The organism is Methylobacterium sp. Leaf123 (assembly GCF_001423405.1).
Classification (GTDB): Bacteria; Pseudomonadota; Alphaproteobacteria; order Rhizobiales; family Beijerinckiaceae; genus Methylobacterium.
Genome location: NZ_LMNS01000012.1, coordinates 545,985 through 560,640 on the forward strand (window position 1 = coordinate 545,985; position 14,656 = coordinate 560,640).

Sequence of the window (14,656 nt, forward strand, 5' to 3'; positions counted from 1 at the left end):
GGTTTTTCCGCACTACCATTGCCGAGTGCGGTTCACCGTTCCGTCACGCGCGGACGGTGAACCGCGAGGGTTCGCACGACGGATCCTGATTGAGCATCGTCCCGAAAGGTGGTTGCCGGCTTTCGGAAAAAAATGATGCAAATGCAAAAGCCTCGATGGGAGTGCGAGCCTATGCAACTCGGCATGATCGGCCTCGGCCGGATGGGCGGCAACATCGTCCGCCGCCTCCTGCGCGACGGCCACACGGCCGTCGTCTACGACCGCGATCCGAAAGCGGTGGAGGCCCTGGCCGCCGAGGGCGCAACGCGCGCCTCCAGCCTGGAAGATCTCGCCGCCAAGCTCGAAGCGCCGCGCACCGCCTGGGTGATGCTGCCGGCCGGCCAGATCACCGAGGAAACCGTGACCGCCCTCGGCGGCCTCCTGAGTGCCGACGACTGCATCATCGATGGCGGTAACTCGTTCTATCAGGACGATGTACGCCGGGCGCGCGACCTCGACGCCAAGGGAATCCACTACATCGATGTCGGTACGTCCGGCGGGGTGTGGGGCCTGGAGCGCGGCTATTGCATGATGATCGGCGGCCATAAGGAGGCGGTCGATCGGCTCGACCCGATCTTCCGCACGCTGGCGCCGGGTATCGGCGAGATTCCGCGCACCCCCGGCCGGGAGGATCGCGATCCGCGCGCCGAACAGGGCTACATCCATGCCGGTCCGAGCGGCGCCGGTCACTTCGTGAAGATGGTCCATAACGGCATCGAGTACGGTCTGATGCAGGCCTATGCCGAGGGCTTCGACATCCTTCGCCACGCCAACGCCCCCAACATTCCCGAGGAACGCCGGTTCGACCTCAATCTCGGCGACGTCGCCGAGGTCTGGCGGCGGGGCAGCGTGGTCTCCTCCTGGCTGCTCGATCTCACCGCCTCGGCTTTGGCGGGCGACGAGCGCCTGGAAGGGTTTTCGGGCTACGTCGAGGATTCCGGCGAGGGCCGCTGGACCATCAACGCCGCGATCGAGGAGGCCGTGCCGGCCACCGTGCTCTCGAGTGCTCTCTACCGCCGCTTCCGCTCCCGCGAGGACGAGAGCTACGCCGACAAGCTGCTCTCGGCGATGCGCCAGGGCTTCGGCGGCCACAAGGAGCCGCCGCGCCGGGGGCCCGCGCCATGATTGCGCTTCCGCCGAACACCGAGTTGATGGCCGATGCCGAGGCGACGGCCCGTGCGGCGGCGGAGCATCTTTTGGCGATGGCCGAGCGTGCGGAGGGCGAGCGCATTGCGATCTGCCTCTCCGGCGGCTCGACCCCGAAGCGGCTCTACGCGCTGCTGGCCTCCCCCGGCTTTGTCGAGCGGGTGCCGTGGGCGCGCATCCACTGGTTCTTCGGCGACGACCGCGTAGTGCCGTGGGACGATGCGCTGAGCAATGTCCGCATGGTTCGCGAGGCGTTCGGCCATGCCGCGCCGGTGCCGGCGACGCATCTGTACTTCATCCCCTCCGATCACGGGGCCGAGGCTGGCGCCCGCGCCTACGAGAAGACGCTGCGCGAGTTCTACGGGGCTGACCACCTCGACCCTGACCGGCCGCTATTCGATCTCGTGCTGCTCGGCCTCGGCAGCGATGGCCATACCGCCTCGCTGTTTCCGGGCAAGCCAGCTCTCGCTGAACGCAAGGCCTGGGTCGCGCCGGTCCCCGAAGCGGGAATGGAACCGTTCGTGCCGCGCATCACCCTGACCTTGCCGGCTTTGGCTTCGTCGCGCTCGGTGCTGTTTCTCGTTAACGGCGCCAGCAAGCGCGAACCGCTGCAACGGCTCGCCGACGGCGAGGATCTGCCGGCGCGGCACGTCGCCAGTGCCGGGCGAGTGACGTGGTACATCGATCGCGAGGCGGCCGCCGCCTGAGCGGCTGCGGAATAGGTCGGCTGCCGCTCGGCATGCCGAACCCGCTCGGTCGCGCGACGTCCCTGGAGGCCGGCGCTTCCGCCTCATTTCCGACGTCGAACTTACCCGTGTATGAACGGCCGACCTCGATCAACCGGAGTACTCCGATGGTAGGAGCCGACCACGCCACGATGCGGGATTCCTGGCCGCAGCTTCGTCAGCCGCGCCCCGTTCTGCGGCGTGGCCGTATCCTGCCTGGGCCGCTCAAATCGCTCGAACGGCGCAGCCGCAGGCCGGTCTGGGCCGTAAGCGTCGGCGTGGTGGGCCTCTCGCTCGTCGCGACCTGGGCGATCGCCTCGCAGATCCGATCGAACCCCGTCGATGCGCCGCCCATCGCCGCTGCGCCGACCGCCGAGCCGGTTGCGGAAGTCTCGCAGCCTGTCCGCATCGTCGGCGCCGCGCTGGCACCGCAGGTCGCGCCGGCGCCCGAACGGCCGCTTGCGGTCGAAACGCCCTCCCCGGCGGCGCCCATCGTTGAGCATTCCGAGGAGTCGCCACCGGCCGCCGCCGTGGCGGTTGCGCCGGCTCCGAAGCCCGTCGCCGCCCCTCCGGCCGAACTCGGCGCGCTGCCGATTCTGGAACTCGACGAGACGACGTTCGACGCCATGCAGCCTCCGGTTTCGGAGAACCCCGCCCGCGCCGGCACGCGGACGCTGGCGGGGCCGTAAAATCCGAGCCTGAAACAAGAACGCCCCCGATCGTGATGCGAGCGGGGGCGAATTCGTTTGACCGTCTTCAGTCCGGCGCTTCGATCGCGCCGGACTTTTCGTTTTTGTCTAGCGCGCTTCAGGCGGCCAGCGGCATGTCGTCCTCGGCCTCTGCGGCCATGAACTGAGCCCGAGCAAGCTCCGCGAATCGCTGATTGAGCGCGACGAGTTCGTCGAAATTGCCGGCCTCGACGATCTTGCCGTCCTCGAACACGAGGATGCGGTCGGCGTTGCGGATCGTGGCGAGGCGGTGGGCGATCACGAAGGTAGTGCGCCCCTCCATCACCGTCTCCAGCGCCTGCTGCAGCTTGCGCTCGGTCGCCGCGTCGAGGGCGCTGGTCGCCTCGTCGAGGATCAGCATCGGCGGGTTCTTCAGCAGCGCCCGCGCGATCGAGAGCCGCTGGCGCTCGCCACCCGACAAGGAGCGGCCGCGCTCGCCGATGATCGTGTCGAGCCCATCGGGCTGGCGCGCCATGAACTCGCTGGCCTGAGCGCGCTCGAGGGCGTCGAGCATCTCGGCATCACTCGCATCGGGGCGGCCGACCTGGAGGTTCTCGCGGATCGAGCGGTTGAACAGCATCGGCTCCTGGAAAACGACACCGATGTTGTGGCGCAGGCTCGAGAGGCCGATGTCGCGGATGTCGATGCCGTCGATGCGGATGGCGCCGGCATCCGGATCGAAGGTCCGGTGCAGCAGGCCGAGCGTGGTGGACTTGCCCGAACCCGTGGTGCCGACGAGCGCCACGGTCTCGCCCGGGCGGGCCGCGAAGGACACGCCGTCCAGCGCGCTGCGACGGCCGTCATAGGAGAAGGCGACCTCGTCGAAGATCACCTCGCCCTCGAACCGGGCGACCTGCTTGGCATGCGGCCGGTCGCGGACGGTCGGCACCGTGTCGAACACCTCGAAGAACTCGCGCATCTTCGGGGCCTGCATGAACACGCCGTTCACGAAGGTCACGACGTGGTCGAGCTTGGTCACGAGCATGGTGGCGAGGCTCATGAAGGCGACGATCTCGCCGACCGTGGCCGCACCCTTCTGGTGCAGGGCGATGCCGGTGATGAAGATCGCGGTCATGGTCAACGTGCCGGAGGCGCGGGTGGCGACGTTGGCCAGCGCCCACCACGACAGAACCGGGATCTGCACCCGGAGCAAGTCGTGGATGATGGTGCGCATCGCCTCCTTCTCGGCGCGCGCACGGGTGAAGGACTGAATCACCGCGACGTTGCCGAGCGCGTCGGAGGCGTGGGCGGCCAGCCCCGACTGGAACTCCTCGACCTCGCCCTGGAGCGTCTCGGTCCGGCGCAGGACGTAGCTGGCGAGGGCCGTGAAGGCGAGAACCAGCACGACGAGGATCGCGCCGAGCCGCCAGTTCACGAACAGCGTCAGCGGCAGGAGCACGCCGACGGAGAGCAGCGCGGAGAAATGCTCGCGGAAGAAGTTGAGCCAGACCCAGGCCATCGCACTCGTGCCTTCCAGCATCGCCTTCAGCACGCGGCCGGAATGGTTGGACGAGTGGAAGGCGATCGGCAGTTCGAGCACGTGCTCGAAGAAGTTCGCCATGGTCGAGAGCCGGTTGCGGTGGGCGAGCCGGTCCGAGTGCAGGGCGATCGCGACGCCCGCTCCGATGGTGAAAAGGCCGAACACGACCCATGCGATGATCCAGGGCGCCAGCGCGGTGGCGGGCGCGTCCTTGGAGAGATGGGTCAGGCCGTCGATGATGCGGCCCATGATCAGCGGCTCGGCAAAGGCTGCCACCGCGAGCGCGACATTGGCCGCGATCAAGCCGGCGGCCAGCCGCTTTTCCGCTCCTAGCAGGCCGAGCACCCGCGCATAGAGGCGAATCATCGACATCGTGCTTTCGCTCCCCGCCCCGTCCGGCCACAAGCCGTGGGGATCTCGACGTTGGAACCGGAACGTCCCGGCGCCGCCCCACCGAGAGCCTGCGGTTCTCCGCGCAGGGTCACTCGGTCAATCGGCACGGGGACTTATGGCTCCTCGCCCCTGAACGGCACATGACGGGGAACGGTCGCTTCCTCCAAGCCCCTTTACCGTTCCTTCAGCCTGTTTTTTTAGAAGTTGGGGACGGCCTGCATGGATGGGCCGGGCTTCGGACATCGGCGTCATGGATCTCGCAACCGGTATCGGGCTTGTCGGCGGGGTCGGCGTGGTGTTCACGCTGATCATGATCGACGGCGGCAACTTCGCCGCCTACTTCGACAAACACGCGGTGATCGTCATCTTCGGCGGCGCCATCGCCGCGACGATGATCCGCTTTCCGTTCTCGACCATGCTGCACGGCCTGCCGATGGGCCTGCGCTACGCCTTCACCATGCGCTCGGTGAAGCCGCACGATCTGATCGAAGAGATCACCAAGATCGCCGACGTCGTGCGCAAGTCCGGCCCGATCGCCCTGGAAAACATGGAGATTTCCGATCCGTTCCTCGCCCAGGGCGCGCGCTACATCGCCGACGGCTACGATCGCGACTTCATTCGCGACACGATGGAGCGCGACCGCGACAACTTCCTGATGCATCTCGACGAGGGCTCGAAGATCTACCGCGCCTTCGGCGACTGCGCCCCGGCCTGGGGCATGATCGGCACCATCCTCGGCATGGTGACCATGTTCGCCAACATGTCCGACCCCTCGAAGCTCGGGCCCGCCATGGCGACCGCGCTGCTCGCCACCCTCTACGGCGCGCTGATCGCCAACATGATCACCCTGCCGATCGCCGACAAGCTGCACGTCAAGCTCGAGGAGGAGGACGTGTCGCGCTCCCTCATCATCGACGGCATCCTGCTGATCCGCGATCAGAAGAGCCCCTCGCTGGTGCGCGAGATGCTCATCGCCTACCTGCCCGCCAACCACCGCGAAGAACTCGCTGCGGAAGCGGCGTAACGGGGGCTTGAGCGGTGGCCAAGAAGAAGCGCGGCGGCGCCCACGGCGGTCACGGCTGGTTCGTGACCTTCGCCGACCTGATGGCGCTCCTGATGAGCTTCTTCGTCATGATCGCCGCCTACTCGACGCAGGATCAGAAGAAGCTTCAGGTCGTCGCCGGCTCGATGCGCGACGCCTTCGGCGTGAACAAGGAATCGAAGTTCGCCGGCATCCTGGAAAGCGAAGGGATCCCGAGCGCCGACAAGTTCAAGCACCTGCGTGACGTGCCGCCCGAGCGCGCCACCGATCGCACGACGCCGCCGCAGATCGACAGCGGCCTCGACGACGGCATCCCCGACCGCGGCTATCCCGATGCCTTCGGGCAGGCCGCCGCTTCCCTGCGGCAGGCGATGCAGGACATGCCGGAAGTGGCGGAACTGTCGAAGAACGTCGTCATCGCACCGACCCGGAAGGGGCTCGACGTCTCCATCGTCGATCAGGACGGGCGCTCGATGTTCCCCGAAGGATCGAGCCGCCCCAACGACCGCACCCGCCGGCTGCTCGAACGGCTGGCGCCGACGCTGATGAAGCTGCCGAACCGCATCGCCGTCACCGGCTTCACCGCGACCGCCCGCCCCGGCACGCGCGACACCGCCCCGCCCTGGGAACTCTCGGCCAACCGCGCCCTGAGCGTTCGCGACGTCCTGGCCGGCGCCGGCCTGCCGGACGACCGCTTCGCCTCGGTGACGGGCAAGGCGGATACCGAGCCGATGTTTCCCGACAACCCCTATCTCGCAGCGAACCGCCGGGTGACGGTCACGCTGCTTTCTGAGCCTCCGCCGACGCCGAACGGCAAAGTCCTGCCCTAAGGCCGCGTTCGCCGTCCGCGTTTACTTGGCCACCAGCAGCGCCCAATAGACCTTGTATTTCGAGCCCGGCGCGTAGGCGGTGGCGATCCCCATCCGCGTCGCTTCCGGAGACAGCATCACGGCCCGGTGCGGAGGGCTGTCGCGCCAGCCCGAGAACGCTTCTGCAAGCGTATGGTAGCCCGCCGATAGGTTGGCATCCGCCCCGTCATAGCCGAGCCGGGTCACGGCGGCGCGCACGGTCTGGCTCTTGCTCGGCCGGTCGGAGGCGGCCATGGCGGCGGCCTCGGTCTCAGCGAGCCGCTGCAATTCGGGGTCGATGACGAGCGGGGCGGCGCCGTTGTTGCGGCGATAGGCCGAGATCATGTCGCGCGCCTCCGCCGTATCCACCGCGGTGCTGCCGGTGGTGAGCGGCAGGTACATGCTCGGCAGCCCGGTCGTGTCCGGCGTCATCTTCCCCGCGCAACCCTGGAGCAGGCCAACGAGCGCGAGGACCGCCGGAGCGGCGACGAAAGTCTTGTGTCCGAGGGTCTGACGTCCGAGCACGACAACGGCTTTCCGGTGAGCAGAAGGATGAGGTGGCCCCTGCCCCCGGTAAACTCAAGTGTATCGGTGCGGCCGGCCCCGATATCCTCAGGGCCGGCGCGGATTTTTCCGAAGGCTGCGCCCGCCTATCCGTGGCGCCGACGGGTCACATCCTGCGATTCGTTGGCCGGGCTGCGAGGAGCGGTTTCGTCGGCCGCCGAACTCTTCTTGTCGGCGTCCGCCCCGGAGGCCGCGGGTGCGAGCACCTGCGTGGCCGAGCTGCCGACCGCGTGCGCGATCTGTCCGAGCGCGTCGCGCACCGGTTCCAGTCCCTGAACGGTGATGAAGCTCGAAGGCGGGCCCATCGGCGGGATGAACTCGGCATCGGCCAGGGTCTTGAACACCGAGAAATTGAGGTCGCTCTGCACCTTCTGGCCGAGATTGACGTCGACCACCATGGCGATCAGCTCGAACTCCAGGAAGGGATCGCCGATCTTCTTGAACACCACCCGCGGCGGCGGCTCCTTGAGCACGTCGGGATGGGCCTTGGCGCAGGCGACCATCATCTCGGCCGCGCCGACCGGATCCTTGCTGCGCAGGACGTTGACCGAGAGGATGACCCGGCCGGTGCGGTCGCCGCGCACCCGATTCTTCACGATCCCCGAGATCAGGTTCGAGTTCGGCACGATCACGGCCGAGCGGTCGAAGGTCTGGATCTCGGTGGAGCGCACCGAGATCCGCTTCACGATGCCCTCGCTGTCGCCGATCAGCACCTGATCGCCGACCCGGATCGGGCGCTCCCAGAGCAGCAGCAGGCCCGAGACGAAGTTGTTGACGATCGACTGAAGACCGAAACCGATACCGACGGAAAGCGCACCGGCGACGATGGTCAGCTTCTCGAGACTGAAGCCGAGATACGAGAAGGACAGGGCCAGGGCGAGCAGGAAGCCGACATACCCCGCGACCGTCGAGATCGAGTTGCGCAGGCCCGCATCGAGATCGGTCGCCGGCAGGTAGGTGTTCTCCAGCCAGCGCTGTACGCCGCGGGTGATGAACACGCCGACCCCGAGGATGCCGACGCCGTAGGCGATCGACGACAGCGAGATCGTGACGTCGCCGATCTTGAAGCCGAAGAAGGCCGTGCGGATCGAAGAGAACACGTCCGTCGAATCGAGCCCCCAGGGCGCGAGCGTCAGGAGCGCCGCGACGGCGATCAGCACGACCCGGCCAAAGCCCGTCACCAGCACCGCGATCTGGTTGAGCGAGCGCTTGCGCAGCCCGGTATTGGCCTGGAGCGTGGTGGCGAGGCGGGTCTCCTCGCACAGCGAGCCGCCGATCAGCACATCGACGCTCATGATGAGGAGCCAGAGCAGGACGAGGACGCTCGCACTCCAGATCAGCTGATCGACGAGGAAGGCCGAGAGGGCGACGTATCCCACGAGGGGGGCTGCCGCGATCACGGCGACCGCGGCCCAGCCGAGCAGTCGCAACGGGCCGCCAACATTGGCCGTGGTATCGGTGCCGACATAGGGACCGAAGCACTCTTCCTCCTTCTCCGCCGTGTCGGCGAAGCGATGGAGGCCGATGGCGAGCAGCAGCGCGGCCGTGACGGCGCCGATTCCGCGGGTGGCGATCGAGATCGGCAGCGCGGCGTAGATCGCCGAATTCAGCGCCTCCGTCGATTTCGACACCGTGATGACCACGGCGATGCTGACGGCGAGCGCGTTGATCCGCCATGCGGCGGCGTCCGAGACAGGCGCCGGACGCCAAGCCGGCTTGTTGACCGCGAGCAACGCGTCGGCGGTTGCCTCGACGAAGGCGATGAAGGCAATGCCGCCGAGAATGATGCTGGCGACCGGGAGGAACCGGGCGGGCAGCAACTCGGTGACGTCGAGGGCGTAATAGACCGCGTAGCTGCCCGCGACGGCCGGCAGCGTGCCGAGAAGGAGCACGCGCCACGCCCCCAGAAGCTTGGCCCGCTTCGACGGCGCGGTGACGTTGATGTCCCGGCGGCCGAGGGCCGGGGCGATGTTGCGGCGTCCGAAATACAGGGCGAAGGACAAGCCGAAAGCGAGGCCGAGAACCAGCAGGTTCCACAGGGTGCCGTTGCGGCGGAACAGCGAGACCGTGTCGTCGACACCGCTGCGCAGCGAGCTGATGTCCCGCGGTATGTCGGCGGCAACCCGCATCCACAGGTCCGGGCTCAACAGCGAGGAGCTGCGCTCGAACAAGCCGCGGGTGAAGGCGGCGCGGCGGCGATTCGAGATCTGATCGACGATCTGGTCGCTCTGCACCAGCAGCGATTTGGCCAGCCGCTGGGTGCCGTCGATATCGTTGACGGCCTGCTCGCGCTCGGCCCGCTCACGGGCGACCTCCTCGCTCTCCTCGCCCTCCTTCGGCTTGGGGCCGATTTGCGTCAGGCGCTCGCGCGCCGCCTCGAGCCGCGGTCCGAGCAGCTCGATCACGGAGCGCAGCCGGTCGGCGAGCGGGTCGAGCCCGTCGCGGGCGCGGGTCAGGTCGCCCGGGCCGACATTCTGCCCGGAGATCGCCTTTTCCCGCGCTTCGAGATCCGCCTTGATGGCGTCGAGCCGGTCGCGAAGCGTTTGCAGCGCTTCCGAGACGGGGACCTTGGGCGCTGCCGGCTTGGGCGCCGCCTGGCCCTCGGTCGCAGCCGGCTGTCCATTCGCCGGCGGCGGCGCCGCATTCGGCTTCGCGGCCGGTGACGTGTGCGCGGCCGGCGCTTGCGTTCCGGGCGGACTCCCCTGCCCGATGGCCGCATTCGGCAGCAGGGCCGCCGCGGTCAGCGCCGCGATCAGGGCCTTGCTGCGAACCATGTGGCGGACACGGGTGAGAAGAGAGTCTCGTAACATCGTCGTCCTTCGCGGGGGAATGGGATCGCGTCGGGTGATCGGCGCCAGGGCAAACTGGCCGGCCGGTTCGCGGATGGCGTCGCGCGACCGCAGCCGTCTGGGCCGCGCTCAATAGACTTGGCATCCCGCGCCGCCCCTGAGCTAGGGCCATGGCACGGCTTGCCGAGAGGCGCGCCGCGTGACTTTTTGCAACGCACAACGGCGCGCTGGCTCACGCTGTTTGCCCGTGTAATGGGGCAAAAGCGTGCGGAAGGGCGCGATGGAGGCCAATTCAAAGGAAAATCACCGGCCGCGACGTCACGGACGGTCGGTTCGCCTTCACAAGCTTGTCACGCTGATATTACACTAAGCCGCGATGGACTTGGCCATATCCTCACGCAGCGAGGAGGCGGCGCTGATCGTCCGCCCCGCCACGCTTCGGATCGAACCGGCAGGATTCGCCGGTCGGGGAAGCTGTTGGCGTCAAGATCCCTCTCCGCTTTTCGATTCCCGCCGACCTGCCCGAGCGCGACGCGCTGAGGCTGCGGGTTCGGCGCGAGCGCGCGCAACAGCCCGTGGACTCGTGGCCGTGCCGGGGCGTCATGCCCACCGGCACGGTTCCGAGGCGCCCCCTGGGCTCCGGCTGTCGCGGGTACGGCATGGCCCTTCGGACCTTCGACGTCCGAGGCCGAGGCGCCCGAGGGGCGCCGTCACGAGCAGTGAGTGGCGTCGATGATCGATCTGCAGACCCTGGTGCTCAACGCGGATTACAGGCCGCTTTCCTACAACCCGCTGTCCTTGTGGTCCTGGAAGGACGCATTCACGGCGTTGTTCCTCGACCGCGTCACCTTGGTCGCGAACTACGATGTCGAGGCGCACAGTCCCAGCCGGTCCCTCAAGGTGCCGAGCGTGGTCGCCCTCAAGAGCTACGTGGCCCTGGCCCGCAGCCCCGCCTTCACCCGCTACAACATCTACCTGCGCGACACCTTCTCATGCCAATATTGCGGCCTGCGTCTCCCCTCGGGGGGGCTGACCTTCGATCACGTCGTTCCCCGCTCCCGCGGCGGCCTCTCCACCTGGGAGAACGTCGTGGCGGCCTGCTCGCCCTGCAATCTGCGCAAGGCCAACCGCACGCCGCACGAGGCCGAGATGCCCCTGCTCAACGAACCGCACCGGCCGACGCGGCACGAGTTGCACCGCCGCCAACCGGAATTCGACCACCGCCAGTATCACCACACCTGGCTCGACTATCTCTACTGGGACAGCGAGCTCGACAGTTGACCCCGCCTCAGCGCAACGGCTGCGGCGGCTCGTTGAACATCGGCTGGTTGGTCGACCGCGGCACGTAGGCCCGGACGGCGAACCGCTCGCCCGGCGGCGCCGCGCGGAAGCGCGGGCGCGGATCGCGGTAGGGCATGTCCGGTGGGAGTGTCGTGACGGTGGGGCGAGGTGCCAAGCGCCGATGGTGCTCATCGGCTTCTGCGTATGCGGGTGTGATGGCGAGACCGACGGCGACGAGCGGAAGCAGATGGCGCATGTCTGCCCTTTGGGTTTGAGGGCGCGTCAAAATTTGATGGCGGCGCCACCGCGGACGGTGTTCACGTTGACCTTATGCCCGTCAAAATCATCGAAGAGGACGTATTGGTACTCTCCGCGTAGAAGGAAGTTTGGCGTGATTGCATATTCAAGGCCTGCACCAAGGGCGACGCCGGCCATAGCTTTGCTCTTCGGTTTCGCCGGGATCTGATAGAATCCGTCAGGTATCGATTTCTGCGGATCCTGAGGCGCGCCTGGATCGAAGGCAGTATTGCCGTTGGCGTAACCGTGGTGAGTTACTGGGGTCCCGGCTTTCGGATTAATTTGGTAAGCCGCGGCGGCTGTTGTGTCATAGCCATAGTTTTGGACTTCAGGCTGGTCCAAGATGGTTGCTCGGCCAATGGCTAAACCTGCAGTAACGAACGGAAGGAAGCTGCCAAACGCATAGCCCGCACGGCCTCGGATCGTCCCGTAATCCTCCAGTTCAGTCCTTGAAAACCCACGTAAGTACACGGTTTCGAACATATTTCCTTTGGTCGTTACAAAGCGGCTGATTTCGTTATACGATGTTCCGGCCTTGTTAAATCTTGTGTAATCGACTTCCACGCCAAAAATAGCATCGTCGATCTGAATGTTGTAGCCGGCAAAGGCTCCGTATGTAAGGCCATGCACCCGTTGGGACGGGAAGCTCAGAAGTGATGAAACACCGAATTCTGTCTCGATGTCTCGGGCGCGAAAATATTGACTGTAAGGCTTCGAGAAGACGTTTGTGAACCCCATCGAGGCCGAAGAGTATCCGCCATGGCCACCGACATAGAACCCGCTCCAATCAATGACCGGAGCCGGTGCCGGGTAATCATCGTCGTAGCCGCGCAGCACGCCGTAATCGAGATCGGCGGCGAGCGCGGGTGACGCGAGAATGGTAGTCAGAAGAGCCAGGGTCGCGATACGCATCGTCGTCGTCCTCACGCACCGGGCCATTGCTGCGCCGGGCTGACCCCTTTGTCCTAATTCAGTAACCTTAATTTTTCGTGCCGGACCAACATTGGATGGCGTCCCGAGATCGGTAGTTCAGGCCCCTGCACACCGGTCCTGACGCGATGAGCGAGCCTTCGGCGCCTTTGGCGACGCTCCAAACGAGAACGGCGCCCGGGGGCAAGCCCGGACGCCGTCACGTTCCTGAGGAACGATTTGGATCGACTCAGTGGCCGAAGCTTCGAGCGGGCGAAGCGAGCAGGCCGTCGGCGAAGCGGTAGCGCAGGCCGACCCGGAATTCGCTGGCGGCCAAATCCTTCACGCGGGTGAGACCGCCGAACTCGTCCAGTCCGCTGCGGATCCGGCCGAGATCGATGTAGCGGTAGGCCGCATCCACACTGAAGCCGGCGCCGATGTCATAGGACAGACCGGCGGTCAGAGCCCAGGCGAAGGTCATGACCGAGTGGTTGGCGCGGAAGGCGGCATTGCGCGGTCCCGTGCCGTCGGACCCGTCGCAGCCGTCGATCAGGCAGGTGGTCTGGGTGTAGTTGCGGCTCATGCGCTTGTCGGCGAAGCCGACGCCGGCGCCGACGTAAGGCGTGAAGCCGTACCACGTTCCGATGTCGGCGTAGACGTTGACGAGGCCGGTCAGCACATCGACCTTGCCGGCTTCGACATTGTAGCCGGTCTCGAACACCGAGCGCGAGGAATAGCCTCGGAAGGACGAGGTGGCGCGATGGTCGATGGTGGCATCGACGCGCAGCCACGGATTGATCTGATAACCGACGCCGCCGCCGTAACCGGCCTCGGAGCTCAGGCGCAGCCCGACGAGCGGCGGCATGCCGGGGTCGTTCGGGTCGAGAATGGCGTCGTCGCGCGGGTGGTCGTACCAGCTTTTCGTGAAGTCGCCGCGCAGATACCAGCCGCTGCCGATGGCCACCGGTTCGACTTGGACGGGCGGCGGCGGGGGCGGCGGAAGCAGATCCGCGGCGGCGGCAGGGGACGCGAAGGAGCCGGTCAGAACCCCGAAGAGGGTGCCGGTCGCGAGCGTGGCCGCCAGCGCCAGACGATGCGATACGATCATGGGAAGCCTCGTCGGAGGCGGCGGCAGGAGGGGCCCGCGCCTCGATTGACCAGCAGTTTTCCCGATAAAGGTTATGAACGGCTTAACCTTAACCGGCCGGTTGCAGAGATTCAGCCCTTGAAAACAATGACGGCGCGGAAAGTGTCCGCGCCGTCGTAATGCAATCGAAGGTTTAAATAAATCAGTACTTGCGCACCAGCGGAGGCGGCGGTGCATAGTCGACCGCCGCGACGGCGACCGGGGCGCCGAACAGGTAGCGCAGGCCGACCTTGACGTCGTGGGCTTCCAGTTCCTTCACGCGGTAGACGGTCTTCGGACAATCCGGGGCGCAGGTCACGACGCCGGTCGCGGCCTCGCCCATGTTGAGGTAGCGATAGGCCGCCTCGAACCGGATGTTCTGCGTCACGGCGTAGCCGAGACCGGCATGAAGCGCCCAGGCAAAGTTCGTCCGCTCGTTGTGGCGACCGATGCCGTAGCCGCCCTCATAGGCACCGAAGCCCTTGTCGGTCACGCCGCCGAAGCTGTGATGGGCGACACCGACGCCGGCGCCGACGAACGGCGTCACGCCGTACCAGGTGCCGAGATCGACGTAGCCGTTGGCGAGGCCGACGATGGAATCGAACTTCCCGCTGGTGACGTTGTAGCCGCCGGTCTCGCCGAAGGTCTTGTCCTCTGCCACGAACGACCACTTGCTGCGGAAGCGGTATTCACCGGTGGCATCGACGCGCAGCCAGGGATTGATCTGATAACCGACGCCGCCGCCGACGAAGTACTGGTTGGAGACCTTGTCCTGCAGGACGGCGTAGTCGTACGGCTTGGGCGGATGCGAGACGTCTTCGGCGATGCTCTTGCGCAGGTCAAGCGACCCGTAGCCGCCATCGACCCGAAGATACCACCCGCCCGCGAACACCTCCGGTTCGGGGAGCGGCTCGGGCATGGGCGGCGGAGGCGGCAGCAGGTCGGCGGCTTGTGCGAGGCAGGGCACCCCGACGCTCGCAAGGAGCGTGAGGGAGCGCGCCAATGCGAGAATTTTGGTGCGGCGGCGCATTACGATTTCCTTGACCCATCGAGCGCGCCGAAAGTTGCAGGCCGGCCCGAGATGCGAAGGCAAGGATGATCGAGGAAGGTTAAGTCGGCCTTAACGTAAAAAGTTAGCCTTGCCGATCTATTGCCGTGATTGGCAAAGCTGTCGGAAAATCAGTACCATCGCTGCTTGTGCTGCCGCTGGTAACGGTTCGGTCTCACCCGTCGCCGAACCGATTCCGGGTCCGGCGACGGGTGGGAGGGTCCGGCTTTGCCGGAGATCG

13 protein-coding genes are annotated in these 14,656 nt (G+C 66.6%); 6 read left to right on the top strand and 7 right to left on the bottom strand.

Going from position 1 to position 14,656, the window contains the following annotated elements:
* The first annotated feature begins 171 nt into the window (after positions 1 to 171).
* The 3 genes from gnd to ASF53_RS12295 all read left to right on the top strand — a co-directional run bounded on the left by gnd (position 172) and on the right by ASF53_RS12295 (position 2,599).
* On the top strand, positions 172 to 1,164 hold the full coding sequence (gnd, locus tag ASF53_RS12285) for a phosphogluconate dehydrogenase (NAD(+)-dependent, decarboxylating) (protein ID WP_056198278.1): 993 nt from the start codon (positions 172 to 174) through the stop codon (positions 1,162 to 1,164).
* A complete protein-coding gene (pgl, locus tag ASF53_RS12290; protein WP_056198280.1) occupies positions 1,161 to 1,892 on the top strand; it encodes a 6-phosphogluconolactonase in 732 nt (243 codons plus the stop codon). The genes gnd and pgl overlap by 4 nt, the downstream gene beginning before the upstream one ends.
* Before the next feature lie 146 nt (positions 1,893 to 2,038).
* Positions 2,039 to 2,599 carry a hypothetical protein gene (locus tag ASF53_RS12295; protein WP_056198282.1) on the top strand — a complete coding sequence of 187 codons (561 nt, stop codon included), beginning with the start codon at positions 2,039 to 2,041 and terminating at the stop codon, positions 2,597 to 2,599.
* Between the two features lie 118 nt (positions 2,600 to 2,717).
* Here the strand turns inward: ASF53_RS12295 and ASF53_RS12300 are convergent, their stop codons facing one another.
* Positions 2,718 to 4,490, bottom strand: a complete 1,773-nt coding sequence (locus ASF53_RS12300) for a glucan ABC transporter ATP-binding protein/ permease (protein WP_056198284.1) — start codon at positions 4,488 to 4,490, stop codon at positions 2,718 to 2,720.
* A gap of 271 nt (positions 4,491 to 4,761) precedes the next feature.
* On the opposite strand from ASF53_RS12300, the gene ASF53_RS12305 reads away from it, so the two are divergent.
* Positions 4,762 to 5,535 (top strand): motility protein A, encoded by a 774-nt coding sequence (locus ASF53_RS12305; protein WP_056198506.1) that lies wholly within the window; start codon positions 4,762 to 4,764, stop codon positions 5,533 to 5,535.
* A gap of 14 nt (positions 5,536 to 5,549) precedes the next feature.
* Positions 5,550 to 6,383, top strand: a complete 834-nt coding sequence (locus ASF53_RS12310; RefSeq protein WP_056198285.1) for an OmpA/MotB family protein — start codon at positions 5,550 to 5,552, stop codon at positions 6,381 to 6,383.
* A 21-nt stretch (positions 6,384 to 6,404) separates the two neighbouring features.
* Here ASF53_RS12310 and ASF53_RS12315 read toward each other — a convergent pair whose 3' ends face one another.
* Positions 6,405 to 6,833 carry a CAP domain-containing protein gene (locus tag ASF53_RS12315; protein ID WP_056198509.1) on the bottom strand — a complete coding sequence of 143 codons (429 nt, stop codon included), beginning with the start codon at positions 6,831 to 6,833 and terminating at the stop codon, positions 6,405 to 6,407.
* A gap of 218 nt (positions 6,834 to 7,051) precedes the next feature.
* Positions 7,052 to 9,775, bottom strand: coding sequence for a DUF3772 domain-containing protein (locus tag ASF53_RS12320; protein WP_056198288.1), 2,724 nt, complete (start codon positions 9,773 to 9,775; stop codon positions 7,052 to 7,054).
* A 711-nt stretch (positions 9,776 to 10,486) separates the two neighbouring features.
* Between ASF53_RS12320 and ASF53_RS12325 the strand changes: the two genes are divergently transcribed.
* Positions 10,487 to 11,035: an HNH endonuclease gene (locus tag ASF53_RS12325; RefSeq protein WP_003601528.1), complete on the top strand. Its 549-nt coding sequence runs from the start codon at positions 10,487 to 10,489 to the stop codon at positions 11,033 to 11,035.
* Positions 11,036 to 11,042: 7 nt separating this feature from the next.
* Here the strand turns inward: ASF53_RS12325 and ASF53_RS12330 are convergent, their stop codons facing one another.
* From ASF53_RS12330 to ASF53_RS12345, 4 genes are all read right to left on the bottom strand, one after another.
* Entirely contained in the window at positions 11,043 to 11,291 is a 249-nt protein-coding gene (locus ASF53_RS12330) for a hypothetical protein (protein ID WP_056198290.1), read from the bottom strand.
* Positions 11,292 to 11,317: 26 nt separating this feature from the next.
* Positions 11,318 to 12,244, bottom strand: a complete 927-nt coding sequence (locus ASF53_RS12335; RefSeq protein ID WP_056198514.1) for an outer membrane protein — start codon at positions 12,242 to 12,244, stop codon at positions 11,318 to 11,320.
* A 247-nt stretch (positions 12,245 to 12,491) separates the two neighbouring features.
* Positions 12,492 to 13,349, bottom strand: coding sequence for an outer membrane protein (locus ASF53_RS12340; protein ID WP_056198293.1), 858 nt, complete (start codon positions 13,347 to 13,349; stop codon positions 12,492 to 12,494).
* Between the two features lie 181 nt (positions 13,350 to 13,530).
* Complete coding sequence (locus tag ASF53_RS12345) at positions 13,531 to 14,397, bottom strand: outer membrane protein (RefSeq protein ID WP_056198295.1); 867 nt, start codon at positions 14,395 to 14,397, stop codon at positions 13,531 to 13,533.
* Between the last annotated feature and the right edge of the window lie 259 nt (positions 14,398 to 14,656).